Origin of the sequence: Streptomyces sp. M92 (assembly GCF_028473745.1) — a bacterium.
In the GTDB taxonomy this organism is placed as follows: Bacteria; Actinomycetota; Actinomycetes; order Streptomycetales; family Streptomycetaceae; genus Streptomyces.
This window is the reverse complement of the sequence record NZ_CP101137.1, coordinates 1,308,853-1,334,441: the sequence shown is the minus strand read 5'-3', so window position 1 is coordinate 1,334,441 and position 25,589 is coordinate 1,308,853. Positions and strand designations below refer to the sequence as shown.

Genomic DNA, 25,589 nt, shown 5'->3' with positions numbered 1-25,589 from the left:
GCGGGATCAGCTCCTCACGAGGGTGGCGGCGGCGGGGGCCGGGACGCGCTCGGCGAGCGGGACCACCGGCGGCAGCGACTCGGGCGGCTCGCCCAGCAGCACCCGGCGTACGACGCGCTCGGCGGCCCGGCCGTCGTCGAACTCGCAGAACCGCTCCCGGAAGGCGGCCCGCAGCGCCGCCGACCCGCGGTCCGCGTACGAACCGTCGCGGAAGACGCGGGCCAGCTCCTCCGGCGTGCGCGCCACCGGTCCGGGCGGGGCGGCCATCAGGTCGAAGTAGACGCCGCGGGTCTCCCGGTAGACCTCCCAGTCGTCGGCGTACACGACGATCGGCCGGTCCAGGTTGGCGTAGTCGAACATGATCGACGAGTAGTCGGTGATCAGCGCGTCGGCGGCCAGGCACACGTCCTCGGCCGAGCGGTGCGCGGTCACGTCGATGACCCGGCCGGTGCGGGCGCGCCTGTCGCCCCGGTCGTAGAAGTAGTGGGCGCGCAGCAGTACGACCACGTCCTCGCCCGCCGCCTCGCAGAAGGCCTCCAGGTCCAGGGCGCCCGTTTCGAACCCCGCCGCCCAGTCGCGGTGCGTGGGCGCGTAGAGGACGGCCGTCCTGCCCTCCGGGACGCCGAGTTCGCGCCGGACGCGGGCGACGTCCTCGGCGGTCGCCGTGCAGTAGACGTCGTTGCGCGGGTAGCCGTACTCCAGCTGCTCGTAGGAGCCCGGGTAGGCGCGCTCCCACATCCGGGTGGAGTGGCGGTTGGCGGAGAGGTTGTAGTCCCAGCGGTCCACGCGGCCCAGCAGCTTGGTGAAGCTGCCGCTCGCGGCCGCCACCACCGGGTACGTGGACTGGTCGACGCCCATGGTCTTCAGCGGGGTGCCGTGCTGGGTCTGCACGTGCACGCTGCCGGGGCGCTTGACGACGCCCTCGGCGAAGTTGGCGTTGTTGACCAGGTACTTGGCGCGGGCCAGCACCTCCCAGTAGCGGTGGCTGCCGATGACGGCGTGGTCGACGTCCTCGGGCAGGGTGTGCGCCTGGTCCGGCTCGACCAGGAACACCGAGCGCAGGTGCGGGGCGAGTTCGCGGGCCTTGGCGTGGATCGCGGCCGGGTTGCAGGCGTAGCCGCGGCCCCAGTACGCGCAGTACACGACGAGGTCCGGGTCCAGCGGGCGGCGCAGGTGGCGGCGGTAGCTCAGGCGGGTGCGCAGGCCGTGCGGGCGCGGCAGGCGTCCGAGGACACCGCCGGCCGCCCGGTTGGCGGCGCGCAGGGCGCGGAAGGCGCCGTAGGACCCGGACGACAGCAGCCGGTGCTGTACGCCGAGCCGGCCGCCCGGTGCCCGGAAACCGGCGGGGCGGTGGCGGCAGTAGAGGCGGCTCGCCCGGCGGAAGAAGGCGCGGCGCTGCCGTCGGGTCAGGCGCCGCGGGTGGGTGGCGGTCTTCAGGATCGCGGCGAAGAGCTGCTCGAACAGCGGTCCGCGCCGCGCGTCCGGCAGCCCCCGTTCGGCGGCGTGCGCGAGCACCAGCTCAGCCTGGTCCAGGAGCTGTGCGTGGTGCTCGCCGGGCAGGTTCAGCCGGTTGCCCTGCCGCCGGATCCGGTGGCGTACGACGACGGAGCGCAGCACCGTCACGCGCTCGGCGCGCGCCGCGACCAGGGGGCCGAAGCCGACGTCGGTGAAGTGGCCGTCGGGGAAGGCCAGCCGCCGTTCGGCCAGGAAGGTGCGGCGGTAGGCCGCGCTCCACGCGGGCAGGAGCACGCCGGTCAGGTGCGGGGCGTCCGCCGGGGCGAAGGCGCCCTCGGGGGCCTTGGCCAGCAGCGGGGCCGCCGGGTTGGCCGGCTCGCCCTCCCACCAGGGCATCCGCTCGTGCTCGAAGTACAGGACGTCCACGCCGTCGGTGTCCGCCAGCCGCCCGTCCAGCGCCGCCAGCGCGCCCGGGACGAGGATGTCGTCGCCGTCGAGGAACAGCAGGTACGCGCCGGTCGCCGCCCGCATCCCCGCGTTGCGTGCCCCGGCCAGGCCGGCCGACGGCGGCGAGTGCACCGGCGCCACCCGGGAGTCCCGCTCGGCGCGCTCCCCGACGACGTCCGCCGCGGCCCGGTCCGCGGTGTCGGCCACCGGGATCAGCTCGAAGTCGCCGAAGGCCTGGGCGAGTACCGAATCCAGCGCCTGGGAGAGCCGCCCCGCGACCCCATGGGACGGGACGATGATGCTGAAGCGGGGCATGCTGCTCTTTCTCTCGTTGTCCTGGTCCGTCGGGAGCCGCCGTCCCGCAGATCCAGCCGGCCCGGCCGTCCCGTGGGCCGCCGGACGGGCGGCCGGGACGGAGCGGGCCGCGACGAGCCGCGGGGCATGTGGACTCCCAGTGGACAAACGGCGGTCAGAGGCCGTCGGTGACGGTGCGGGGCCCCGCCGGTTGCGGCACGGTCGCCAGCGGGGCGCGCGCGAGGCCCGCCGCGGCGGAGGGCACGGGCCGGCGTTCGGCGGGCGGCACGACCGGCGGGAGGTCCGGGCCCGTCTGGCCGAGCACCGCACGGCGTACGACGCGTTCAGCGGCGCGGCCGTCGTCGTGCGGGCAGAACCGCTCCCGGAAAGCGGCCCTGAGCTGCGTGGACCGGGCGCCGCGCCAGTGCCCGCCGGCGAAGACACCGATCAGTTCGTCCTCGTCCCGGACGATCGCGCCCGGGGGGAAGTCGCGCAGGTCGAAGTAGGTGCCGCGGGCCGCCTCGTACGCCTCCGGCTCGTCGGCGTGGATCACGATCGGCCGGTCCAGGCCCGCGTAGTCGAACATCAGTGCCGAGTAGTCGGTGACGAGGGTGTCCGAGGCCAGGCACAGGGACTCCACGCTCGGGTGGCCGCTGACGTCGAGGACCCGGCCGGCGGACTCGGCGAGCGGGCCGCCGGCAAGGGGGTGGGCGCGGGCCAGCACCATGAAGCGCGGGCCGAGGCGGGTGACGACGCGCTCCAGGTCCAGGGCGGCGCGCTGGGTGCGCCGGTAGTCGCGGTGGGTGGGCGCGTACAGGATCGCGACCGTGTCCGCGGGAATGCCGAGGGTCTCGCGCAGCCGGGCCACGTCCGCGGGCGTCGCCCGCTGGAACACGTCGGTGCGGGGCTGGCCGTACTCCAGCGTGGTGTAGCGGCCGGGGTGGACGCGTTCCCAGGTGAGGGTGGAGTGGCGGTTGGCGGAGACGACGTAGTCCCAGGCGCCGGAGTCGCGCAGCAGCCGCGCGAAGTCGGCGCGGCCCGCGGCGGCCGGGCGTTCCCGCAGGTCCAGGCCCATGTGCTTCAAGGGCGTCCCGCCCCGCGTCTGGATCAGGACCTGGCCCTTGCGCCGGACCAGGCCGGCGTCGAAGGCGGCGTCGTGCACCAGGTAGCGGGAGCGGGCCAGCGCCGTCCAGTGGGCGGCCGTGCCGGGGGTCAGACGGCGGGTGCCGGTCGGGATGGTGTGGTGGTGCGCGGGGGCGGCGGACCACGCCGTGCGGATGTGCGGCGCCAGGTCGCGGAAGGCCTCCTCCAGCGCGCCCGGGTTGCCCCCGTGGCCCCGCTCGCCGTCGGCGGCGAAGACGGCACGGTCGCTCAGGGGCAGGCAGCGCTGGACGCGGTAGTGGGCGCGCAGGGCGACCGCTCGTACGGCGCGCAGCAGCCGGGCGGTGGCCTTCACCGTCCGGCGGCGCAGGGCGGAGGCCAGCCGCAGGGTCCGCCAGGTGCGGCCCAGGCCCAGCCGGAGCAGGGCGTGGCGCAGCCGCACGGGCCGCGGGGCGGAGGCGCCGGGGACCCGGTAGCGGCGGCAGTGGACGCGGGCCCGGCGCAGGAACTCGGCGCGCAGCCGGCGCGGGACGCGGTCGGGGCGGGTGAAGACCGTCGTCAGGTGGTCGGCCATGCGGCGGTAGAGCACCGGCCGCCAGCGGTCCAGCTCCGGGTTCGACTCCAGGAACGCGAAGACCCGGTCGTACTGGGCGAAGACGTCCAGGTGGCGCTCGCTCGGCGTGCCCAGGATGCTGCCGTGGCCGCGCTGCCGGTAGTGGACGCAGACCCGGTCCAGGGTGGCGACGGACTCCGCAGTCATCAGGACCGGGTAGGTCCACGGGGTGTCCTCGTAGTAGCCCGGCGGGAAGGCGAAGCCCTCGCGCTCGGCGAACTCGCGCCGCACCGTCTTGTTCCAGGCCACCATGAGCAGCTTCAGCAGCTCCGGCCGGTCGGTGAGCCGGAACGGCGCCGGGCCCCGCTCGGTGAGGTGGGCGGCGGCCTGGTTGCGGACCGCCTCGCCCGTCCAGTACGTGCGCGCGTAGTCGTAGACCAGGACGTCCGGCTCCCCGGTCTCCTTGATCCGGTCGGCGATCGCCCGCAGCGCGTGCGGGGTGAGCGTGTCGTCGCCGTCGAGGAAGACCAGGTAGTCGCCGCCGGCCCGCTCCATGCCCGCGTTGCGGGCCGGGCCGAGCCCGCCGTTGCGCGGCAGGTGCAGGGCGCGCACCCGGGCGTCGCGGGTCGCGAACTCGTCGGCGATCTCGCCGCAGGCGTCCGGCGAGCAGTCGTCGACCACGATCAGCTCGAAGTCCGGGTACGACTGGGACAGCACCGATTCCAGGCAGGCGGGCAGATACGCCTGCACCTGGTGCGCGGGGACGATGACACTGAACCTGGGCACGGGACATCCATGGGTCGGCGGGATCGGCGCGGGCGTTCGGCCCGGGAACGGCCAGTGGAGTGACTTGGTTACGGCCCCTGCGGCATTCGGGGGACGACGCGCAAGCCGGAGAGGGGGCGGGCCGGTGACCGGCCCGCCCCCTCAAGGGTGTCTTTCCGTCGCTTACTTGACCGCGCCCGCCATCACGCCGGAGACGAACTGCCGCTGGAACGCGAAGAACACGGCCAGCGGGATCACCATGGAGATGAAGGCACCCGGCGCCAGGATGTCGATGTTGTTGCCGAACTGCCGTACCTGCGTCTGCAGGGCGACCGTGATCGGCTGGCTCCCGGCGTCCGAGAAGATCAGCGCGACCAGCATGTCGTTCCACACCCACAGGAACTGGAAGATGCCCAGGCTCGCGATCGCGGGCCCGCCCAGCGGCATCACGACCCGCACGAACAGCCGCAGTTCACCCGCGCCGTCCAGCCGGGCCGCCTCCAGCAGCTCCCTGGGGATCTCCGCGAAGAAGTTCCGCAGCAGGAAGATCGCGAACGGCAGGCCGAAGCCGACGTGGAAGAGGACCACACCGACGACCGAGCCGAACAGCCCGACCTTGCCGAAGAGTTCCGCGATCGGGATCAGCGCCACCTGGACGGGGACGACGAGCAGCCCGACCACGGCCAGGAACCACCAGTCGCGGCCCGGGAAGTCCATCCACGCGAAGGCGTACCCCGCGAGCGAGCCGATGACCACGACCAGGACCGTCGCCGGGACCGTGATCAGCGCGGTGTTGAGGAGGGAGGAGGTGATGTCGCCGTTCTTGAGCAGCTCCTCGTAGCTCTGGAAGGTGAGCTGCGACGGCTTGGTGAGGACCTCCCACCAGCCGCTGGCCGCCATGTCCCGGGGTGTGCGCAGCGAGGACAGCAGCAGACCGATCGTCGGGACCAGCCAGAACAGGCCGACGACGATCAGGAACACCTGGACCAGCCCGCCGCTGACGCGCTCGGCGAGCCGGGCACCCAGTGACCGCCTCGCCCTGACGGCGGTGCCGCCGCCGGGCCCCGGTGCCGCCTCGGTGAGGGAACCCGCCTGAGCGGTCATCGCCGCACCTCCCGCCGCAGCCGCCGTACGTTGAACCACATGACCGGGATGACCAGGAGCAGCAGGAACACCGCGATGGCGCTGGCGACGCCCGGCTGGTCCGAGGCGAAGCCCTTGCGGTACAGCTCCAGGGCGAGGACGTTCGCGTCGTCCTGGGAGGAGCCCGGGGCGATGATGAAGACCAGGTCGAAGACCTTCAGCACGTTGATCATCAGGGTGACGACGACGACCGCGAGGACCGGCGCCAGCAGCGGCACCGTGACCCGTCTGAAGACCTGCCACTCGTTGGCACCGTCGACCCGTGCCGCCTCCAGGAGCTCGCGGGGCACGCCGGCCAGCCCCGCCGCGATCAGCACCATCGCGAAGCCCGCCCACATCCATACGTACGACCCGATGATGGCCGGGGTGACGAGGGAGGGGCCGAGCCAGCTCAGGCCGTTGTAGGGCTCCTTGAAGTTGTCGGCGGGGAGCCTCAGCCGCGCCCCGTCGGCCGCCGCGGGGAGGCTGAAGGTGCCGTCGCCGGCCGCCGTGGTGGACGCGACGACCTCGCCGTCCTTCACCGCCTCGATCTTCATCCCGGCGTAGCCCAGTTCGGCGGCGTCGACGCCGTTGAGCTGCCCGACGCCCTTGCCGCGGGTGAAGTCCTGCCAGGTGGTGCCGGTGATCTTCCCGTCCTCGGGCTGGGCGGGCACTGCCTTCTCGGCGCCGTCCGGCATCACGTCGGGGGCGACGCCGACGAGGGGCAGGACGACGGTCTGACCCGCACTGACCGGTTCCTTGGTGATGAACGCGCCGCCGCCGGCCGGTTCCAGCGGCGACTCGCGGCCCGGGTGGGCCTTCGGGAACGCGGACGACTCGGCGAACGTGTCGTGCACCCCGACCCAGACCGCGTTCGCGACGCCCTTGTCCGGGTCCTGGTCGTAGACGAGCCGGAAGATGATCCCGGCCGCCAGCATCGAGATCGCCATCGGCATGAAGACGACCAGCTTGAACGCCGTGCCCCAGCGCACCCGTTCGGTCAGCACCGCGAAGATCAGGCCGAGGGCGGTGGCGACCGTCGGCGCGAACACCACCCAGATGACGTTGTTCTTCAGCGCGGTGCGGATGCCGTCGTCGGTGAAGAGCGCCTGGTAGTTGTCGAGCCCGGCGAAGGAGTCGCCGGACTGGTCGTAGAAGCTGCGGATCAGCGAGTACCCGATCGGGTAGACCACGAGCGCGCCGAGCAGCACCAGGGCGGGGAGCAGGAACAGCACCGCCACGGTCCTGCGGGTGCCGGTCACGCTCCTGCGCGACTTGGGTGACCCGGGACTCTGGGGGGCGGCAGGGCCCCGGGAAGCCCCTGCCGCCGTGGCCGGCGCCATCGCGTCAGCCTCCGTAGGCGGCGGCCGCGTCCGCCTCCAGCCGGCGCTGCGCGCCCTCGACGTCGGACGGGTTCTTCAGGAAGTCCTGGAGCGCCTTCCACTCGCCCTTGCCGGGCGTGCCGCCGAAGGCCTGCGGGGCCTGGTCCGACATGTCGAAGCGGAAGTCGTCACCGGCCGAGACCAGCGCCTCGGCGATCTTCCGCTGCACGTCGTTCGGGTACGCCGACGTGTCCAGGTTCTTGTTCGGCGAGAGGTAGCCGCCGAGCCCCGCGTGGATCGCCGCCGCGTCCGGGGAGGCCAGCCAGGTGGCCAGCGCCTGCGCCGCCTTCGAGTCCTCCAGGATCACCGCCGCGTCACCTCCGGAGACCACCGGCGCGCTGTCGCCGACCGCCGGGAACGGGAAGACCTTCGCGCCGTCGCCGACCGCCGCGTCCGTCTCCGCGATGTTGACCTGCACGAAGTCGCCCTCGTAGACCATGGCGGCCTTGGGCTGGGCGCCGCCGGTGAAGGTCTGCGTCACCGAGGCCGGGAAGTCGGTCTGCAGCGCGCCGGCCGCGCCGCCCGCCACGTAGTCCTTCTTGCCCCAGACCTCGGCGAGAGTGGTCAGGGCCTCCTTCACGGACGGGTCCGTCCACTTGATCTCGTGCCTGGCCAACTGGTCGTACTTCTCCGGGCCGGCCTGGGAGAGGTAGATGTTCTCGAACCAGTCGGTGAGGGTCCAGCCGTCCGCGCCGCCGACGGAGAACGGCGTGACGCCCGAGTCGTAGATCATCTGGGCGGTGGTGAGCAACTCGTCCCAGGTCTTGGGCTCGGCCGCGCCCGCGTTCTCGAAGACCTGCGCGTTGTACCAGATCAGGGACTTGTTGGCGGCCTTGTAGTAGACCCCGTACTGCTTGCCGTCGACCTTTCCGATGTCCTGCCAGCCCTGGGAGTAGTTCTCCGTCAGCTCCTTGGTGGCCTCGGCGCCCAGCGGCTTGGCCCAGCCCTTGTCGACGGCCTGCTTGACGGCACCGGGCTGGGGGAGCATCGCCACGTCCGGCGGGGCCCCGCCGGCCACCTTCGAACCGAGGAAGTTGATGATCGGGTCCTGGGCCGGCACGAAGGTGACCTCCGCGCCGGTGCGCTTCTCGAACTCCTCGAGGACCTTCGTGAAGTTCTCCTGCTCGGCGCCGGTCCAGACGGCGGCGACCTCCAGGCTCTCGCCGTCCAGCTTGGGAAGGGTGACGGTGGCGGCCGTTTCCTTGCCGCCGTCTCCCTGCCCCTTCTTGTCGCCGCCGCCGCCGCTGTCGTCGTCTCCGCCGCACGCGGTGAGCGAGAGGGCGAGGGCTCCGGCGGCGAGGAACGCGGCGGCCCTGGTGGACCTCTTCGCGGCGCTGTTCCCGGCCCTCTCGACGGTCCTGCGTGTCCGGATGGTGCTGCTCGTGCGCATCACTGCCCCGTTCTTCGTTCCTCGTCGAACGTTCGGCGCTGTCCCGTGGGCTCTGGTGTACGCCAGGGGGGTGAGGGCGGCAAGAGCGCCTCCGCTGTCGGGCGGGGATTCGTGACCGCGTCGTGACCGAGGCGTCAACGCCCCGGCTGCGTCACGGTGTTCCGGGGATCGGGCCGAAGGGCGAGGGGTCCCTGGTGCCGCCCCGGTCCTCCTGCCACCGCAGCGGGCCGCCCACGACGAAGCCCCGCATGCGGTCTTCGCCGATCACGTGCAGACGGACCGGCCCATCGAGGGGGACGCCGTACTCGGTCCGCACGCGCTGGACCTCCGCGGGGGTGCCGTCCCGGATGACCAGCCCGCGGTACACCGGTTCGAGCAGCAGCCCCACGACGCCGTCGACGTGCAGGTCGATGCGCGGCCTGGTCGCGTCGGCCTTGGCTCGCAGGAGCAGACGGTCGCCGTGCGCCGCTGTGTAGTGCCACAGCGTGAAGATCCGGTCGGAGCGGAAGGTCTCTGCCATGTCTCTCCAGGTCGTGGTGAGGGTGCTCAAGCCGCGGCCCGGGCCGGCGGTGTGCCAGCCCGGGCCGCTTGGTCGACGCCGCTATTCCGTCGGGGGCATGCGAAGGAACCCGGAAGGCTCCTCATCCGACGCGTGGGACTCGTGGTACTGCAGCGGGCCGCCCACGATGAATCCGGACGTGCGATCCCCTTCGATCATGTGAAGGACCTCGCCACGCTCGAACGGCTCCGGCCCCACCACCGAGATGACGCCGTCCCTCTCGTCGTCCGTACCCACCCGGACCGAGATCCGTGCGTAGGAGGGACGTAGGAACATGGCCGTGACTCCGCCGACGTGAACGTCGATCCGGGTGTCGTCCTCCGTGCGACGAGAACTGCGCAGCAGGACCCGGCAGTGGTGGGCGATCGTGTACTGCCACACCCGGAACGTGCGGTCGGAGGAGAAGACATCAGTGGTGATCATCTTCGAGCCTTATTCGGGCGGGTCGATTTTGATACTGAGGCCGTTGTCATCGTAGAAGGTGATGTTGTCCCAATCGAGATTCTCCAGTCGGTGGTGGTGGACGAGTCGGCTCATCTCCCACTCGGTGGAGCGCCAGTTTCCTTCCTTCACGTGTTGCAGGGCAAGGTCGAACTTCTCCTGGTACGAAGCACCTGGGGGATCGAATCCCTTGAGGCTCACGGCGATTTTTCCGTTGTTCCGCATCACGTTCTCGACCTCGGCCATCCACATGGCGTACGGCGTCCCGTCAGGGAGGTTGCCCACCGTTTCCTGCAGTTTGGGGTCCATGAAGTTGTAGCCGTTCAGCCGGGTGGTCTCATCCTGCACGTGCTCGTTGACCCCGAGCACCAGTACCTTGCACTCCGAGTTGTGCACCAGGACCGGGGTGCCGCCGGCCAGTACGTGGAAGGAGTGGAGGCCCTCGACGGTGAGACTGTAGGTGTTCGTCCGCTGATCGAGGGAGCGGGTGGCGACGACCGTGGCCTCGGTGCCGTCCGCGGTGCGCAGTGTGTCACCGGGGCGCAGCTGGCCGGCCACCGCCCAGGAGCGCAGGCTCGGGCTCCAGAACGGATGGTCGTCTGTGGCCGTGACCCTCCCGACATCTCCGGTGGGTCCTCGGATACTGATCGCCGAGAGGTGTTTGTCGCCCTCCGGAGTGACGATCTGCTGCGCGACCCGGCGGGCACCGGTCTCGCCGGTGACGGGGTCGGTGGCCCGGACCATGTCCCCCGCGTGGACCTTCTCGATCGGTGCGCTGGTCCCGTCAGCCATCAGGACCCGGGTGCCGGGCAGGAAGCACTGGGTGCAGCCGCGTGTCAAGTCACGCAGGGCCCGGCCCGCTGCGGCCAGCATCCGGAACTTCGAACCGATCAGCACGTCCTGGTGGAGCTGCACGCAGGACATGAAGTCGCCCTTGCCCATGCAGTTCTCCAGTTCGCTGAGGCCCAGGACGGCCTTCTCGAACTCCCAGAGCCTCTTGGCGGCTGCCTCGGCCGCCGGACCCATCGACGCGAGGTCGCAGAGCACCCAGTTGTGCTGGCAGTAGCGTGCCGGACGCTCCTTCGCCTCGCAGCCGAGGAAGTTGCAGCGGTAGAGCTCCGCGTGCGTCATGCCCCCGGCTTCCGCGGCCTCCTTCTCGGCCACGGCCTCGCGGCGCCGCTGCTCCGCCTCTTCCCGGTACTTCTTGACGGCGGCCGCATAGGCTCCGAACGAGGCGGCCTTCGCCTCCGCCGCGCTCTTGCCGGCGCGTTCCGCGGAGACACGGGCCTGCGTGGCCGACGCCCACGCCTCGCCGGCGGAGGCGTGCGCCAGATTGGCGGACAGTGTGGCGTCGGCGGCCGAGACCGCGGCCTGGTGAGCCGACTTGTCGGCCCGCTGCGCCGCTGCGCGTGCCGTCCGAGCCGATTCCGCCGCCTGCTGAGCGGACGCCGCCGCGTCCTTCGCGTGCTGGTCCGCCTCCGTGGCGTAGGTCGCCGCCAGGTCGGCCGAGGCCTTGGCCTTGTCCGCCCAATCCTGCGCCTCGTTGGCCGCGTCGCGTGCCCTGGCCGCGGTGGCGTTCGCGTGCGCCGCGTCCCGCTGTGCCTGCGCCGCGACCGTGGCCGCTTCGGCGACGAGCTGCTGGACCTGCTGATCGTGCGTGAGAGCCAGCAGATCCTTGCGCTGGGCGGTGTACTGACCGGACTCGATGAACCTGCGCAGGAGGTAAGCCGGGCCTTCCAGAGCGATACGCGCGGCGGCCCGTACCTCCGGTGTGCCGCTGTCGATCAGTTGCGCGGCCCGCACCCGGTCGTCCTGTTCCTGTGCCTCCTCCAGTCCTCCGGTGAGGAACGCCCGGTACGCCTCCGAGGTGCCGGTGCTCAACACCTGGCGAGCGCGCTCCTCGACGACGGGCCCACCGGCATCCGCGGCTTGGGCCACCGCGACACGGAACGCCTCGTTGCCCGCCGCGTACTGCCCTTCGTGCAGGAAGGCGCTCACCGTGGCGGCATCGCCGTCCAAGGCGGCCTCGGCGGCGTCCCGTACCTCCTTGACGGCACTCTCCCCCGCCAGCCGCTCGACGTCTGTGCGGTCGTCCTGCGCCTGGGCATCGGCGCGGCCCGTGCGCACGTACTCCACGACGCCCGCTGCGTCCGCGCCCAACGCCGTCTGCGCGGCGGCCCGCAGCCACGGCCCGCCGCTCTTGAGGTCGAGCAGGGCGACCTGCCGACCCAGACCGGCCATTTCCTCGTCGTCGGCGCCTGCTTGTGCTTGGCGTACAAGCTCCGCCGCCTTGTCGCGGGACTCCTCGACCGCGGCGGTCTGCTCCGTGTCCCGCTTCCTGGCGGCTTCTTCCTCGGCCTTCAGGTCACGGGCCTTGGCGATGCCGGCGTTGGTGCGGAGGAGAAGCTCCTCCGCCTCGATCTCGCGGGCCAGCGTGTACACCGTCTTCGCCTTGGCAGCGGCGGCGGAGGCACTGTCGGCGGCTGCCGTGGCCGCCTCGGCGTGTGCGGTCGATCGCTCGGCCGCCTCATTTGCCTCACCCGCGTGTGCCGCTGCTTCGTCCGCGGCGTCAGCCGCCTTGCGCGCATGGCCGGCGGCGGAACGGGCGGCGTCGCGCGCTTCCGTGGCCGCGACGGCGGCCTGTCCGGCCAGCGACTTGGCGGCCCCGGCAGCACGATTGGCCTCGGCAGCCTGACGGTTGGCTGACGCCGCGGCGCTCCGGGCTTGCTGTGCCGCGGCGCTGCTCTGGCCGGCGTACTGTCCCGCCAGAACCGCCGCATCAGCCGCCGCAGCGGCGTTGGCGCCGGCGCCGGCGGCCGAGGACGCTGCCTGGACGGCGGCCCCAGCGGCCTTTACGGCCTGGTCCGCGGCATCGGCCGCCCTGGTCGCTCCCTCGGCCGCGGCGCGCGCCTTGACCGCGGCGTTTTTCGCCGCGTCCGCCTTCGTGGCGTCGGTCGCCGCGGCTGCCGCGGCGCTCCGTGCGTTGGAGGCGGCGTTGGGCCCCGACCGCTGCCGCGGCGGCCTGCGCCGCGGCCGTCGCCGCCACGCGCGCGGACTTGCTCGCGGCGTTCGCGGCCGAGATGGCCCGTTGTGCCGCCGCGGCGGCCGACGTGGCTGCCTTCGCGGCTCGGCTCGCGGCGCGTGCGGCGTCCGCTGAGTCCTGCTGTGTTGCCGCTGCCTCCTTCGCGGCCCTCTCTGCCGCTTCCTTGGCCAGCTGGGCGGCCTTGACCGCCTCGTCGGAGGCGTCCTCGGCAGCCTTCGTCTCCTTGGCGGCCAGCTTGCCTGCGCGCTCGGCCTGGTCGGCCAGGTCCGCGACAGTGGCGTGTTCCTGATCGCGACTGCGCGCGATGAACTGCCCGACCTCGATGAACTCGCGGATGTCGTCGGCGGTGCCCGCCAGTGCGAGGCGCCCGGCAGCTTGCACCTGAGGGCCGCCCGCGGCGATGAGCTGGGCCACGAGGACGCGTTCGTCCTGCTGCTGAGCCTCAGTCAGTCCCGCGTCGAGGAAGGCTTGTATGTCCTCGGCCGTGCCCGCGAGCGCTGCGCGGCCGCGCGCCTGAACCTCCGGGCCACCGGCGTCGATGGCACGGGCTACGAGAATGCGCTGGTCCTGCTCGAAGGGTTGCAGCCAGCCGCCCTTGATCAGACGAGCCAGGTCCCCGTCGGAGCTGGCCAGCGCCTGACGCACGGCGGCGAGCGTGTTCTCCCCGCCCATGTCCGCCAGTTGTGCCGCCTCGACCCTGCGGTCCTGGGTCCTGAGGTCCTCGTACGTGGCGAGGAAGGTGGCGATGTCGTCCCCGTCGCCGAGGAGGGCGGCTTCCGCCGCGGCTCTGACCTCGTCGCCGCCGGTCGCCCAGAGATCCGCCACTTGCTGGCGGGCCGTGCGGTGGATCGGCTCCACCGGCCCTTCGGCGGCGCTGTCGGCAGCGGCGACCGGTACCGCCAGCGTGCTGAGCAGTACCACCGAGGCCGTCATCAACGAGGCGCGTCTGGCACGTCTGCGTTTTCCGAGGAACCAGCGTCGTTTCCGGCTCATGCGACTCCTTGGCTGTCAGGAGGGCACCTGGCGCGGATACTTGGCCCCCGATTCAGCGCGCAGGCGTCACCTCCGTGATGTGGAGGCATGAATGTAACAAACGTTTGTTCTATTTATTACGCTTGTTTCAGGCCTCCCTCACATCACGCGAACGCCCGTGGGCGCCAGTACGCAAAGACGCCGACTACAACAGTGAGGGCACCTCAGCCGCCGATACCTCGCGCGCCGCCCGCTCCAACGCGCTGGCCAGCAGCGCCAGGTCCGTCGGCCCGTTGCCCAGCTCGCGTACCGGCCGACGGGTGGGCGGGTCGCCCATGCGGTGCCACTCCAGCGGGACCACCGTCGGGCGCAGGGTCGCCGTCCGCGGGATGCGGCCCGTGACCCGGCCGCCCTGGAACGCCGTGGCCTGTCCGTCGGGGCGGGCCAGCCGGCCGCGGCCCGGCGCCGGTTCGTCAGGGCCCGGCACCGGCGCGTCGAGGGTGACCCGCAGGGCGGCGCGCAGGGAAGGCTCCGTCTGGGCCGTGCGCCCCCCGGGGGCGGTGGCGGCCACCAAGTGCACGCCGAGGCGCTCGCCTTCCCGCGCGACGGCCTCCAGGGCCCGCATCACCGACCCGGCGGCGGGCCGCCCGGGGGAGCCGAGCGGGGGAGTGACCAGTGCGTCCAGGTCGTCCACAACCACGACGAGGCGGGGGAGCGGCGGCACGGCGGCGGTGCGGCGCCGGGCGGCGCCCGGCCGCAGGCGAAGGGTGGAGCTGGGCGGGGAGTCGACGTCCCCGGTCTCCGCCGTCGCGTCGGCCGCGGTGCCGCCCGGGGTGCCGCCCGCGTGGGCGCGCTGGGCGACCAGCCGGCCCGACACCTCGCGTCCGGTGTGCCACTCGGCGAAGTGCGAACGGCCCAGCAGCTCGGCCCGCCGCTTCAGCTCCGCGCTCAGGGACTGTGCGAACTCCCGCATGCGGACCGGGTCGTTGGCGGTGAGGTGCGTGGTGACGTGCGGTACGTCCGTGCAGACGCGCAGGCCCTCGCCGTGCCCGCCGCCCGCGCTCACGCTGTCCCGGCCGTCCATCAGGACGATCCCGAGCCGGTCGGGGCGTTCGGCGGAGGCGAGGGAGGCGACGAGCGCCCGCAGCAGCTCGGTGCGGCCGCTGCCGGGCGGCCCCTCGACCAGCAGATGCGGTCCCTCGGCGGCGAGGTCGACGGCGACCGGGCCACGCGGCCCGGCGCCCAGGACGGCGTGCGCGCGTCCGCCCAGGGCCTGGGTGTCGTCGGCCGCGTCCGCCCACCGTGCCATCAGGGATGCCGGGGTGGCCCGGGCGAGGCCCAGTTCGTCGAGCAGGCGGGCGGCCTGGGGCAGCGGCGCGGACACACGCGCGTGCCGCTCGCCGCCGGGCTGGTCGGTGCGCAGCGGCGCCAGGGCCCGCGCGAACCGCTCGGCCCAGGCGAGGGAGACGGCGTCCACCGTGCCGAGGGTGCCGTGGCCGACCGGGCCGCCCCGGCCGTTCGCGGACGCCTCGGTGCGGGCCACGCGCAGCAGCCGCAGGGCTGTCGCCACGTCGCCGCTGAGCAGTGCCACGGCGCCGCACTCGCGGAACACGGGGGACACCGCGCAGGCCGCCTCGTACGTCTCCGCCACCGGGGACGTCGGGGAGGCGGCGGCCGTCTCGGCGAGGCACACGACGTGGACGCCGGCCCGGGGTCCCTCCACGGCCAGCCTCGCCACCGCCTCCCGCACGTCGGCACCGCCGGGGTCGCCGTCCACGACGACCACCGTGTACGGGCCCGCGAAGCGCCCGTCCGCCGGGTCGGAGCCGTCGTCCGGCCGCGCCCAGGAGGGCCGTCGGGCGGTGTCGGTGTCGGTGTGCGCGTCGGTGTGCGCGTCCGTGTGCGGCGGGCCGGGGTGCCGCGCGTCGTGCTCGGGAGCCGTGGGCTGGGCGGGGATCACGGTCGCGGGGGGCGCCGGGGCGGGTGGGCGGGTGCCGCCGTTCAGGGCGTCCGCCAGCTGGTCCTCCAGGCGGCGCAGCAGCTCGTGGGAGCGGGCCATGGCCTGCTCCCGGTCGTAGGCGAGCAGCAGGCGGCAGTCCTGGCCGTGTCCCGGGCGCAGCTGCGGCAGCCAGCCCAGCCAAGACCACTCGGCCGACCGCTCCGCGAGCGGACGGGAACGGTCTGCGCTGATCAGAACGATCTCCAGCACGTCGGCGGAGTGCAGCGCGGCGAGCTGGGCCAGCACCGCGCGGGCCAGCCCGGCGAGCCGCCCGCGCGGGCCGGCCAGCCCGAGGGCGCCGACCTCGCGCAGGCCGGCGGTCACCGGCACCGCGGGCAGCGGTGTGTCGCCGCCGGGCGCCACCCGGTCGGCCGTACCCAGCCGCACGGTGAGCGCCTCCGGGTGACCCGGGCCGCGCTCCCACAGCCGGGGGCCCGGCCCGAGCGCCGTCAGCAGGAGGGAGGCGGGGTCCGGCCAGGTCTCCGGTGCGCTCGAGGTTCCGGGCGCCGGGGCCGTCGGTGCGGCGGTGGCCGCCTCGGCGCCGGGGGGGTGCGGGCCGGGCCCGCCGGCGCCCTGGGCCCCGCCGCGTCCCCCGGCCAGCCGCCGCGCCCACGCCCCGAGCCCGCCACGCCTGCGCACGCCCTGGGGGACCTCCGTGCCGCGCAGGGGCGTGCCCTTGCGCCGCGCGGCGGCGGACCCGTCCGTTCCGCGCAACTCCGTGCCCTGCGTGCCGGGCGGCTCCGCACGGTACGTGCCCGTGCCGTACGTGCCCGTGCCGTGCGTGCCCGTGCCGTACGTCGGGGTCCCGGACGTGCCCGCGCCCGGGCCGAACCCGCCCCCGTGTGTCTCACCCGCCGGCGGGGCCGGGCGCGGTCCGCCCGCCACCGGGCCGGTGCCGTGGCTCTCGATGGGCGGCGCGCCGCCCTGGCCGGGCACCTGGGCGCGTCGGGGGCGGAACCGGGCCCTTGCCCCGCCGTGCCGTGGGCGTGGTGGGTCGGTGCGGCGGGACGCGACCGGTGCGCGGGGCCGGACGTGCGTCCGGTGCCGCTCGCACCGGGAAGGACGGGTGGTTCGGCGGGTGCGGCGCCGTCGTGGCCGGTCGCGCAGTCCCCCGTGCCCCTAAGGACGCTGCCCTCAGGGGCGTCATCAGGCACTGGCCCGGCCCCGCACGCGGACCCGTCCGCCCCGGCGTGGCCCTCCGCCCCGTCCGCCACCCGCGCGTGAGCCACCCGGTCCCCGGCGTCGTACGAGGACGCGGGCGCACCCGGCAGCCGTACGTGCCCCTCGCCGTCCGCCGCGGTGGTCAGCCGCACCTCCGCCGCGGGGCGGGCCGGCACCAGGCGCAGCGCCGACTCGCCGATCCGCAGCAGCGCCCCCGGCGTGAGGCGGACCGGGCGGTCACCCACGGGGGCGCCGTCCAGGGTGGTGCCGTTGGTCGAGCCGAGGTCGGCGACCGAGACGCGGCCGTCGGCGGCGACGGTCACGGCGCAGTGCATCCGGGAGACGTCCGGGTCGTCGAGCGCCACGTCGGCGTCGGCGGAGCGGCCGAGCCGGATCTGCCCGCCGTGCAGCAGGTGGACGCCGCCCGCGTCGGGACCGGCGACCACGTGGAGCTGGGCCGGGGCACCGGCCGGGTCGGTGTGCGGGTCGGGCTCGCCGGGGGCGCCCAGACAGAGCACGGCACCGTCGATCAGCGGGGGCTCGCCCAAGGTGCTGCGCTGGGCGTCGAGCCGCTGCGCACCCGCGTAGAGCACCACCTGGCCGGTGCCGGGGCCCTCGCCGCCGGGGAGCGCCGCGGCCAGCGCGGAGGCGACCGCGGCCAGGGCGGTGCCGGCCGGCGCGGTGACCAGCACGTCGCAGCTCGCGGCGCGGTCCCCCTCCGGAGCAGGCGGGCCCAGCGGGTCTACGACGGTCAGCCGGATCTGCATCGCCGTCAGCGGTCCCTTCGCGCGGGCGCCCGCGCGCCGGGGACAGAAGCCGTTCACCACGGTCCCCCACCGCGGACTTCCCCCACCGCCACGCGAACACGTCGGCCAGTACTGCACGCATCCTCGCACCTGCCACCGACAACGCGCCCGCCGCCCGCCGTCAAATGATCTTGATTGGTCGGCTCTGCCCGCAAAAGTGCCTGACAGGTGCCGTCCCGCTGATCGAACGGCGTCCGCTTGAGATCGGTCACGTCCGGGCTCGGCAACCATGGGACCGGGTCGCGCGTCTTTCCTGCGAACAACCGCCTGGACGGGGCCGGAAGGGGAACGTACGGCGTACCTGCGGACCAATGGGAACCCACGGAACGACGACAGCCCGGCGCCGGGACCACGGCATTACAGTGGGTCGGAACAGCCAGCAAGCAACAGGGAGCGCATGACGTGCGGCCGGTAGGCAGCAAGTACCTCCTCGAGGAGCCCCTCGGCCGCGGTGCCACGGGCACCGTCTGGCGTGCCCGCCAGCGCGAGACCGCGGGCGCCGAGGCCGCCGTGGCCGGACAGCCCGGCGAGACCGTCGCGATCAAGGTCCTCAAGGAGGAGCTCGCGAGCGACCCCGACATCGTGATGCGCTTCCTGCGGGAGCGCTCCGTCCTGCTGCGGCTGACCCACCCCAACATCGTCCGGGTCCGCGACCTGGTCGTCGAGGGGGAGCTGCTGGCGCTCGTCATGGACCTCGTCGAGGGCCCCGACCTGCACCGCTACCTGCGCGAGAACGGGCCCTTCACCCCGGTCGCCGCCGCCCTGCTCACTGCCCAGATCGCCGACGCCCTCGCCGCCAGCCACGCCGACGGCGTCGTGCACCGCGACCTGAAACCGGCCAACGTGCTGCTCAAGCAGGACGGCGGCGAGATGCACCCGATGCTCACCGACTTCGGCATCGCGCGGCTGGCCGACTCACCCGGCCTCACCCGCACCCACGAGTTCGTCGGCACCCCCGCCTACGTCGCGCCGGAGTCCGCCGAGGGCCGCCCGCAGACCTCCGCCGTCGACATCTACGGCGCCGGCATCCTGCTGTACGAGCTGGTCACCGGACGGCCCCCGTTCGGCGGCGGCTCCGCCCTGGAGGTACTGCACCAGCACCTGAGCGCCGAGCCGCGCCGCCCCTCGACCGTCCCCGACCCGCTGTGGACGGTCATAGAGCGCTGCCTGCGCAAGAACCCCGACGACCGCCCCAGCGCCGAGAACCTCGCCCGCGGCCTGCGCGTCGTCGCCGAGGGCATCGGCGTGCACGCGACCAGCGCGCAGATCGGCGCCGCCGAGAACGTCGGCGCGCTCCTCGCCCCCGACCCGGCGCCCGCACAGGTCCCGGGCGCCCCCGGCGCCGCCGACCCCACGCAGGTGCTCCCGCACAACGCGCCCGGCGCCTACGACCCGAACGGCGCCACCAGCGTCCTGCCGCACACCGGCGACCCCGCGGGCGCCGCCGACCCCACCGCCGTACTCCCCAACCGCGGCGCGGCCGACCCGACCGCCGTCATGCCGCCCGTGCCGCCGGGACAGCCGGGCGGACCCGGGCAGGGCCAGGGCGGCGGGCCCGAGGACCCGCACCCCTGGCAGAACCAGCTCCGCGCCGCCCGCGACCGCAACGAGCAGACCCAGGTCCAGTACCTCGACCCGGACCAGGACCCGCTGCGCCGCCGCCCCCAGCGGCAGGTCTCCCGCCCGCAGCAGCCGCCCCGCCAGGCCCCCCAGGGACCGCCGCAGGGACCGCCGCCCGGCTACGGCTATCCGCAGCAGCACCAGCCGCAGCGGTACGCCAACCCGCAGCCGCAGCAGCCCCAGCAGGCGCCCCGGCCCCAGCCGCAGCGCTACGCCCCGCCGCCCACGCCGGAGCCGCAGCCGCCCCGGCGCGAGCCCCGGCCGCCCCGGCAGCGCAGCGCCAACCCCATGCGCATCCCCGGACTCGGCTGCCTCAAGGGATGCCTGTTCACGCTCGTCATCCTCTTCGTGGCCGGCTGGCTGATCTGGGAGCTGAGCCCGCTCCAGGAGTGGATCGGCACGGGCAAGGGCTACTGGGAGCAGCTGACCGACTGGTTCACCACCGCGACCGACTGGATCGGCGAGCTCGGCGGCGACGGCGGCTCGGACGGCGGGGGGACGTCGACCGGCGGCTGACCCGGCGGCGAGTCTGGGGATTTGTCGACACCCCACGGGTGATTTCGGCCTCCCCGGTGAAGGTCGCCTCCACGGACGCGTACTTTTAAGCGCAACACGCGTCGGTAGGAGCAGTCTTGGCACGGAAGATCGGCAGCCGGTACACCGCCCACCAGATCCTCGGGCGGGGCAGCGCCGGCACGGTGTGGCTGGGCGAGGGACCCGAGGGGCCCGTCGCGATCAAGCTGCTGCGCGAGGACCTGGCGTCCGACCAGGAGCTGGTCTCCCGCTTCGTGCAGGAGCGCACCGCCCTGCTCGGTCTGGAGCACCCGCACGTCGTCTCCGTGCGCGACCTGGTGGTCGACGGCAACGACCTCGCGCTGGTCATGGACCTGGTCCGCGGCACCGACCTGCGCACCCGCCTGGACCGGGAGCGGCGCCTGGCGCCCGAGGCCGCGGTGGCCGTCGTCGCCGACGTCGCCGACGGGCTGGCCGCCGCCCACGCCGCCGGGGTCGTGCACCGCGACGTCAAGCCCGAGAACGTGCTGCTCGACATGCAGGGCCCGCTCGGCCCCGGCGGCTCGCACCCGGCGCTGCTGACCGACTTCGGCGTGGCCAAGCTCATCGACACCCCGCGCCGCACCCGCGCCACGAAGATCATCGGCACGCCCGACTACCTGGCCCCGGAGATCGTCGAGGGTCTGCCCCCGCGCGCGTCGGTCGACATCTACGCCCTCGCCACGGTGCTCTACGAGCTGCTCGCGGGCTTCACCCCGTTCGGCGGCGGCCACCCCGGCGCCGTACTGCGCCGGCACGTCACCGAGGCGGTCGTCCCCCTGCCCGGCATCCCGGACGAGCTGTGGCAGCTGCTCGTGCAGTGCCTCGCCAAGGCGCCGGCCTCCCGGCTGCGCGCCTCCGAGCTGGGCGCCCGGCTGCGCGAGCTGCTGCCCATGCTGGCCGGCATGGGGCCGCTGGACGTGGACGAGCCCGACGCCGAGCAGGAGCCGGAGACGTCCGAGGAGGCCGCGGCGGCCCCGGGGTCCGCCGCGCCCGCCGGGGAGCCGGTACGGCGCCGGGGAGCGGTCCCGCTGGTCCCGGGCGCGAAACCGGCCGACTCCAACCGCGACACGCACACCTCCATGCGCGTACCGGCCCCCGACGAGCTGGCGGGCGGCGCCCGCCGCACCGCCCGCGCCCCGCGCGCCTCCGGCGCCCCGCGGCCCGGCTCGGCGCGCAACCGTGCCACCGCGCGGCGCCGCCGGCTGGCCCTGGGCGCAGGCGCGGTCGCCCTGGTGGCGGCGGTCGGCGTCGGCACCTGGCTGAGCACGGGCGGCGACGAGGGCGACACCGGCCCCGAGGACACGCGGAACTCGGCACCGGCCTCCCCCTGAGGCCGGTCGCGCCGCCCTCACCGTGACGACCCGGCGAAGAGCGGTGGACGGAACCGTTACGCTGGATGCGTGGCAGTCGTCGATGTATCCGAAGAGCTGAAGTCCCTCTCCTCGACCATGGAGTCGATCGAGGCCGTCCTGGACCTCGACAGGATGAGGGCAGACATCGCCGTGCTCGAGGAGCAGGCGGCCGCGCCGTCCCTGTGGGACAACCCGGACGAGGCGCAGAAGATCACGAGTCGGCTCTCGCACCTCCAGGCGGAGGTGCGCAAGGCCGAGGCCCTGCGCGGCCGGATCGACGATCTCGCCGTGCTCTTCGAGATGGCCGAGGAGGAGGACGACCCGGACACCCGCGCGGAGGCCGAGTCCGAGCTCACGGCCGTCAGGAAGGCGCTGGACGAGATGGAGGTCCGCACCCTCCTCTCGGGCGAGTACGACTCCCGTGAGGCACTGGTCAACATCCGCGCGGAGGCCGGTGGCGTGGACGCCGCCGACTTCGCCGAGAAGCTCCAGCGCATGTACCTGCGCTGGGCCGAGCAGCACGGCTACAAGACCGAGGTCTACGAGACGTCGTACGCGGAGGAGGCCGGCATCAAGTCGACCACCTTCGCCGTGCAGTCGCCGTACGCCTACGGCACCCTCTCCGTCGAGCAGGGCACGCACCGCCTGGTGCGCATCTCCCCCTTCGACAACCAGGGGCGCCGCCAGACCTCCTTCGCGGGCGTCGAGATCCTGCCCGTCGTCGAGCAGTCCGACCACGTCGACATCGACGAGTCCGACCTGCGCATCGACGTCTACCGGTCCTCCGGCCCCGGCGGTCAGGGCGTGAACACCACCGACTCCGCGGTGCGCATCACGCACATCCCGACCGGCATCGTGGTCTCCTGCCAGAACGAGCGCTCGCAGATCCAGAACAAGGCCACCGCCATGAACGTCCTCCAGGCCAAGCTGCTGGAGCGGCGCCGCCAGGAGGAGCAGGCCAAGATGGACGCCCTCAAGGGCGACGGCGGCAACTCCTGGGGCAACCAGATGCGTTCGTACGTCCTGCACCCGTACCAGATGGTCAAGGACCTGCGCACCGAGCACGAAGTGGGCAACCCGGAGGCCGTGTTCAACGGCGAGATCGACGGGTTCCTGGAGGCCGGTATTCGCTGGCGCAAGCAGCAGGAGAAGTAGGGCGGAGCGCGTACGGCGCTTTGTCGACAAGGCAACTGCCCCCGCGGAGGGGGCGGTTGCCTTTTTTGACGGCGCTGTCCGGCTTTTACGTCACACTCACACCCTTTGTGTCCGGCATACGTCTCGTACCTGGACATCGCGTACGCAACGACCTTGACGTTGCTTAGAACATTCGTAAGGGTGAGGCGCGGCATGCGTATTTCTGGGGCGCATGTGAACCGGGGGGACTTCAGCAGGCAGCTACCCCCGTCGATCACGGCCCCCGAGTGCGGCCTCACTGACTAATCGGCTACTGGGGGTAGCAACTACATGACGAAGAAGACGCGGATTCGTGTCGCGCGGATAGCGGCCGGCGCGGTGATCGCCGCGGGCGCGTCGCTGACCGCCGCGGGTGCGGCTTCGGCGCTCGAGATCAACATCGGCATCACCGCGGGCGAAGAGCCGGACCCGGGCTGCGAGGTCGGCACTGGCCCCGAGTGCCCGGGTGAGGGCGGCGAGAACGGTGGTACCGGCGAGAACGGTGGCACTGAGGAGAACGGTGGTACCGGCGAGAACGGTGGCACTGAGGAGAACGGTGGTGCCGGCGAGAACGGTGGTACCGGAAACAACGGTGGCGCTGGCAACAACGGTGGTACCGGCGAGAACGGTGGTACCGGCAACAACGGTGGCGCTGGCAACAACGGTGGTACCGGCGAGAACGGTGGTACCGGCAACAACGGCGGCACCGGCAACAACGGTGGTACCGGCAACAACGGTGGTACCGGCGAGAACGGCGGCACCGGCAACAACGGTGGCGCTGGCAACAACGGCGGTACCGGCAACAACGGCGGTACCGGCAACAACGGCGGTACCGGCAACAACGGCGGTACCGGCAACAACGGTGGTTCCGGCAACAACGGCGGCACCGGTGGCGACGGTGGTTCGGACACCACCGGTGGCAACACCGGCGGCTCCACCGGAGGTAACGGCGGCTCCACCGGCGGTAACGGCGGTGGCGACACCACCGGCGGCACCACCCCCGACGGCGGCAGCAACGACAACGTCACCCAGAACGAGGGCTCCTCGGCTCTGACCGACACCGGCGAGGAGGCCCCGGCCTCCTCCGACACCGCCGCCCAGGGCAGCGGTGAGGAGCTCGCCGAGACCGGCGCCGCCGAGACCACGTTCCTGCTGGTCGGCGCCGCGACGATGATCGCCGGCGGCATCGGCTTCCGCATGCTGCCGCGCCTGATGAACGGCCGCGGCGCGGCTGCCTGACGGTAGTCACCCGCGTACGCGTCGCGCACGCACGCAGACGAAGGGGCCCGGAGCGCTCAGCGCTCCGGGCCCCTTCACTGTCTCCTGGTCGCCCTCTGAGGGTGTCAGACGGTCTGGTGGGCCAGCAGGGCCACCGCCGCGATCAGCACCGCCAGCAGCCCGATCAGCGTCGTCGGATTCAGGCCCGCGAAGAGATTGCCCTGCTGCAGCCGCTCGCGGTTCGCCCGGCACACCGGGCAGCGGCCCTCGCTCACGGGCGCCGCGCAGTTCGCGCACACCAACCGGTCGTACGTCATGCGCTCGCCCTCCTTGCCACCGGCTCCGTCGGAACAACGCCCACACGGCCGTGAACGTTCCCCTTCCACTGTGCCAGGTTCCGCAGAGCCCCGCGCGCCCTCCGTTCAGAGGCGGGCGGGGACAAAACGCGCAACTGACGCGCAACCCAGACCGGTGACTGCGGTCCGCACCCCGCTTCGCGTATGGTCACGCACATCTACCCCCGGCTACCCGTGGTGCATCCGTGATCCGATTCGACAACGTCTCCAAGGTCTACCCCAAACAGAGCCACCCAGCCCTCAGGGACGTCTCCCTGGAGGTCGAGAAGGGCGAGTTCGTCTTCCTCGTGGGGTCCTCCGGCTCCGGAAAGTCCACCTTCCTGCGGCTGGTCCTCCGCGAGGAGCGGTGCAGCCACGGCCAGGTGCACGTCCTGGGCAAGGACCTCGCCCGCCTGTCCAACTGGAAGGTGCCGCAGATGCGGCGCCAGCTGGGGACGGTGTTCCAGGACTTCCGCCTGCTGCCGAACAAGACGGTCGGCGAGAACGTCGCCTTCGCGCAGGAGGTCATCGGCAAGTCCCGCGGCGAGATCCGCAAGTCCGTGCCGCAGGTGCTCGACCTCGTCGGTCTGGGCGGCAAGGAGGACCGCAGGCCCGGGGAGCTGTCCGGCGGTGAGCAGCAGCGCGTCGCCATCGCGCGGGCCTTCGTCAACCGGCCCAAGCTGCTGATCGCCGACGAACCCACCGGCAACCTCGACCCGCAGACCTCCGTCGGCATCATGAAGCTGCTCGACCGCATCAACCGGACGGGCACCACCGTGATCATGGCCACCCACGACCAGAACATCGTGGACCAGATGCGCAAGCGCGTCATCGAGCTGGAGAAGGGCCGCCTCGTCCGCGACCAGGCACGCGGCGTCTACGGCTACCAGCACTGACGACGAGGAACGGAAAGGCTTAACGAGACGCCATGCGCGCCCAGTTCGTGCTCTCGGAGATCGGTGTCGGTCTTCGCCGCAATCTGACGATGACCTTCGCCGTCATCGTCTCCGTCGCCCTGTCCCTGGCCCTGTTCGGCGGTTCGCTGCTGATGAGCGACCAGGTCAACACCATGAAGGGCTACTGGTACGACAAGGTCAACGTCTCGGTCTTCCTCTGCAACAAGAGCGACGCCGAGTCCGATCCCAACTGCGCCAAGGGCGCGGTGACCGAGGACCAGAAGAAGCAGATCAAGTCCGACCTCGACGAGATGGCCGTGGTCGACACGGTGACGTACGAGTCGCAGGACGAGGCGTACAAGCACTACAAGGAGCAGTTCGGCGACTCACCGCTGGCCAGCTCGCTCACGCCGGACCAGATGCAGGAGTCGTACCGCATCAAGCTGAAGGACCCGGAGAAGTACCAGGTCATCGCGACCGCCTTTGACGGCCGGGACGGCGTGCAGTCCGTGCAGGACCAGAAGGGCCTCCTGGACAACCTCTTCGAGCTCCTCAACGGCATGAACTGGGCCGCCCGCGCGGTGATGGCCCTGATGCTCGTCGTCGCGCTGATGCTCATCGTCAACACGGTGCGCGTCTCGGCGTTCAGCCGGCGCCGCGAGACCGGCATCATGCGCCTGGTCGGCGCGTCCGGCTTCTACATCCAGGCGCCGTTCATCATGGAGGCGGCGGTCGCCGGGCTCATCGGCGGTGGTGTCGCCTGCGCCTTCCTGGTGACCGCCAGGTACTTCATCATCGATCACGGACTCGCCCTGTCCGAGAAGCTGAATCTGATCAACTTCATCGGCTGGGACGCCGTACTGACGAAGCTGCCGCTCATCCTCGCCACCAGCCTGCTGATGCCGGCGCTGGCCGCTTTCTTCGCGCTGCGCAAGTACCTGAAGGTGTGA

At 72.9% G+C, this 25,589-nt stretch carries 17 protein-coding genes and 1 pseudogene; 6 read left to right on the top strand and 12 right to left on the bottom strand.

Annotated features, from left to right (window positions below):
• Positions 1–6: 6 nt before the first annotated feature.
• The 11 genes and pseudogenes from M6G08_RS05920 to M6G08_RS35960 all read right to left on the bottom strand — a co-directional run.
• On the bottom strand, positions 7–2,217 hold the full coding sequence (locus M6G08_RS05920) for a bifunctional glycosyltransferase/CDP-glycerol:glycerophosphate glycerophosphotransferase (protein WP_272586133.1): 2,211 nt from the start codon (positions 2,215–2,217) through the stop codon (positions 7–9).
• A 154-nt stretch (positions 2,218–2,371) separates the two neighbouring features.
• Positions 2,372–4,636 (bottom strand): bifunctional glycosyltransferase/CDP-glycerol:glycerophosphate glycerophosphotransferase, encoded by a 2,265-nt coding sequence (locus M6G08_RS05915; protein ID WP_272586132.1) that lies wholly within the window; start codon positions 4,634–4,636, stop codon positions 2,372–2,374.
• A 162-nt stretch (positions 4,637–4,798) separates the two neighbouring features.
• Positions 4,799–5,719 (bottom strand): carbohydrate ABC transporter permease, encoded by a 921-nt coding sequence (locus tag M6G08_RS05910; RefSeq protein WP_272586131.1) that lies wholly within the window; start codon positions 5,717–5,719, stop codon positions 4,799–4,801.
• Positions 5,716–7,080 carry a carbohydrate ABC transporter permease gene (locus M6G08_RS05905; RefSeq protein ID WP_272586130.1) on the bottom strand — a complete coding sequence of 455 codons (1,365 nt, stop codon included), beginning with the start codon at positions 7,078–7,080 and terminating at the stop codon, positions 5,716–5,718. The genes M6G08_RS05910 and M6G08_RS05905 overlap by 4 nt, the downstream gene beginning before the upstream one ends.
• 4 nt (positions 7,081–7,084) lie before the next feature.
• Positions 7,085–8,509, bottom strand: a complete 1,425-nt coding sequence (locus M6G08_RS05900) for an ABC transporter substrate-binding protein (protein WP_272586129.1) — start codon at positions 8,507–8,509, stop codon at positions 7,085–7,087.
• 151 nt (positions 8,510–8,660) lie between these two features.
• On the bottom strand, positions 8,661–9,029 hold the full coding sequence (locus tag M6G08_RS05895) for a hypothetical protein (RefSeq protein ID WP_272586128.1): 369 nt from the start codon (positions 9,027–9,029) through the stop codon (positions 8,661–8,663).
• Positions 9,030–9,110: 81 nt separating this feature from the next.
• Positions 9,111–9,491 (bottom strand): hypothetical protein, encoded by a 381-nt coding sequence (locus M6G08_RS05890; protein ID WP_272586127.1) that lies wholly within the window; start codon positions 9,489–9,491, stop codon positions 9,111–9,113.
• A 9-nt stretch (positions 9,492–9,500) separates the two neighbouring features.
• Positions 9,501–11,951, bottom strand: a complete 2,451-nt coding sequence (locus M6G08_RS05885) for a polymorphic toxin-type HINT domain-containing protein (protein WP_272586126.1) — start codon at positions 11,949–11,951, stop codon at positions 9,501–9,503.
• A gap of 337 nt (positions 11,952–12,288) precedes the next feature.
• Positions 12,289–13,545, bottom strand: a complete 1,257-nt coding sequence (locus tag M6G08_RS05880; protein WP_272586125.1) for an ALF repeat-containing protein — start codon at positions 13,543–13,545, stop codon at positions 12,289–12,291.
• Between the two features lie 184 nt (positions 13,546–13,729).
• Entirely contained in the window at positions 13,730–16,162 is a 2,433-nt protein-coding gene (locus tag M6G08_RS05875) for an FtsK/SpoIIIE domain-containing protein (RefSeq protein WP_443048743.1), read from the bottom strand.
• 749 nt (positions 16,163–16,911) lie between these two features.
• Positions 16,912–17,451 (bottom strand): annotated as a pseudogene (locus tag M6G08_RS35960) (FHA domain-containing protein); the annotation flags it as partial.
• Positions 17,452–17,892: 441 nt separating this feature from the next.
• Here M6G08_RS35960 and M6G08_RS05870 point away from each other — a divergent pair.
• From M6G08_RS05870 to M6G08_RS05855, 4 genes are all read left to right on the top strand, one after another.
• Positions 17,893–19,626, top strand: coding sequence for a serine/threonine-protein kinase (locus tag M6G08_RS05870; RefSeq protein ID WP_272586124.1), 1,734 nt, complete (start codon positions 17,893–17,895; stop codon positions 19,624–19,626).
• Positions 19,627–19,742: 116 nt separating this feature from the next.
• Positions 19,743–20,996: a serine/threonine-protein kinase gene (locus M6G08_RS05865; RefSeq protein WP_272586123.1), complete on the top strand. Its 1,254-nt coding sequence runs from the start codon at positions 19,743–19,745 to the stop codon at positions 20,994–20,996.
• 69 nt (positions 20,997–21,065) lie between these two features.
• Entirely contained in the window at positions 21,066–22,172 is a 1,107-nt protein-coding gene (gene prfB / locus M6G08_RS05860) for a peptide chain release factor 2 (protein WP_272586122.1), read from the top strand.
• A gap of 309 nt (positions 22,173–22,481) precedes the next feature.
• Positions 22,482–23,429 carry a hypothetical protein gene (locus tag M6G08_RS05855; RefSeq protein ID WP_272586121.1) on the top strand — a complete coding sequence of 316 codons (948 nt, stop codon included), beginning with the start codon at positions 22,482–22,484 and terminating at the stop codon, positions 23,427–23,429.
• Positions 23,430–23,533: 104 nt separating this feature from the next.
• Here the strand turns inward: M6G08_RS05855 and M6G08_RS05850 are convergent, their stop codons facing one another.
• Positions 23,534–23,725, bottom strand: a complete 192-nt coding sequence (locus tag M6G08_RS05850) for a hypothetical protein (protein ID WP_272586120.1) — start codon at positions 23,723–23,725, stop codon at positions 23,534–23,536.
• A gap of 224 nt (positions 23,726–23,949) precedes the next feature.
• On the opposite strand from M6G08_RS05850, the gene ftsE reads away from it, so the two are divergent.
• Positions 23,950–24,639, top strand: coding sequence for a cell division ATP-binding protein FtsE (gene ftsE, locus M6G08_RS05845; RefSeq protein WP_073723721.1), 690 nt, complete (start codon positions 23,950–23,952; stop codon positions 24,637–24,639).
• 32 nt (positions 24,640–24,671) lie between these two features.
• A complete protein-coding gene (gene ftsX / locus M6G08_RS05840) occupies positions 24,672–25,589 on the top strand; it encodes a permease-like cell division protein FtsX (protein WP_043372428.1) in 918 nt (305 codons plus the stop codon).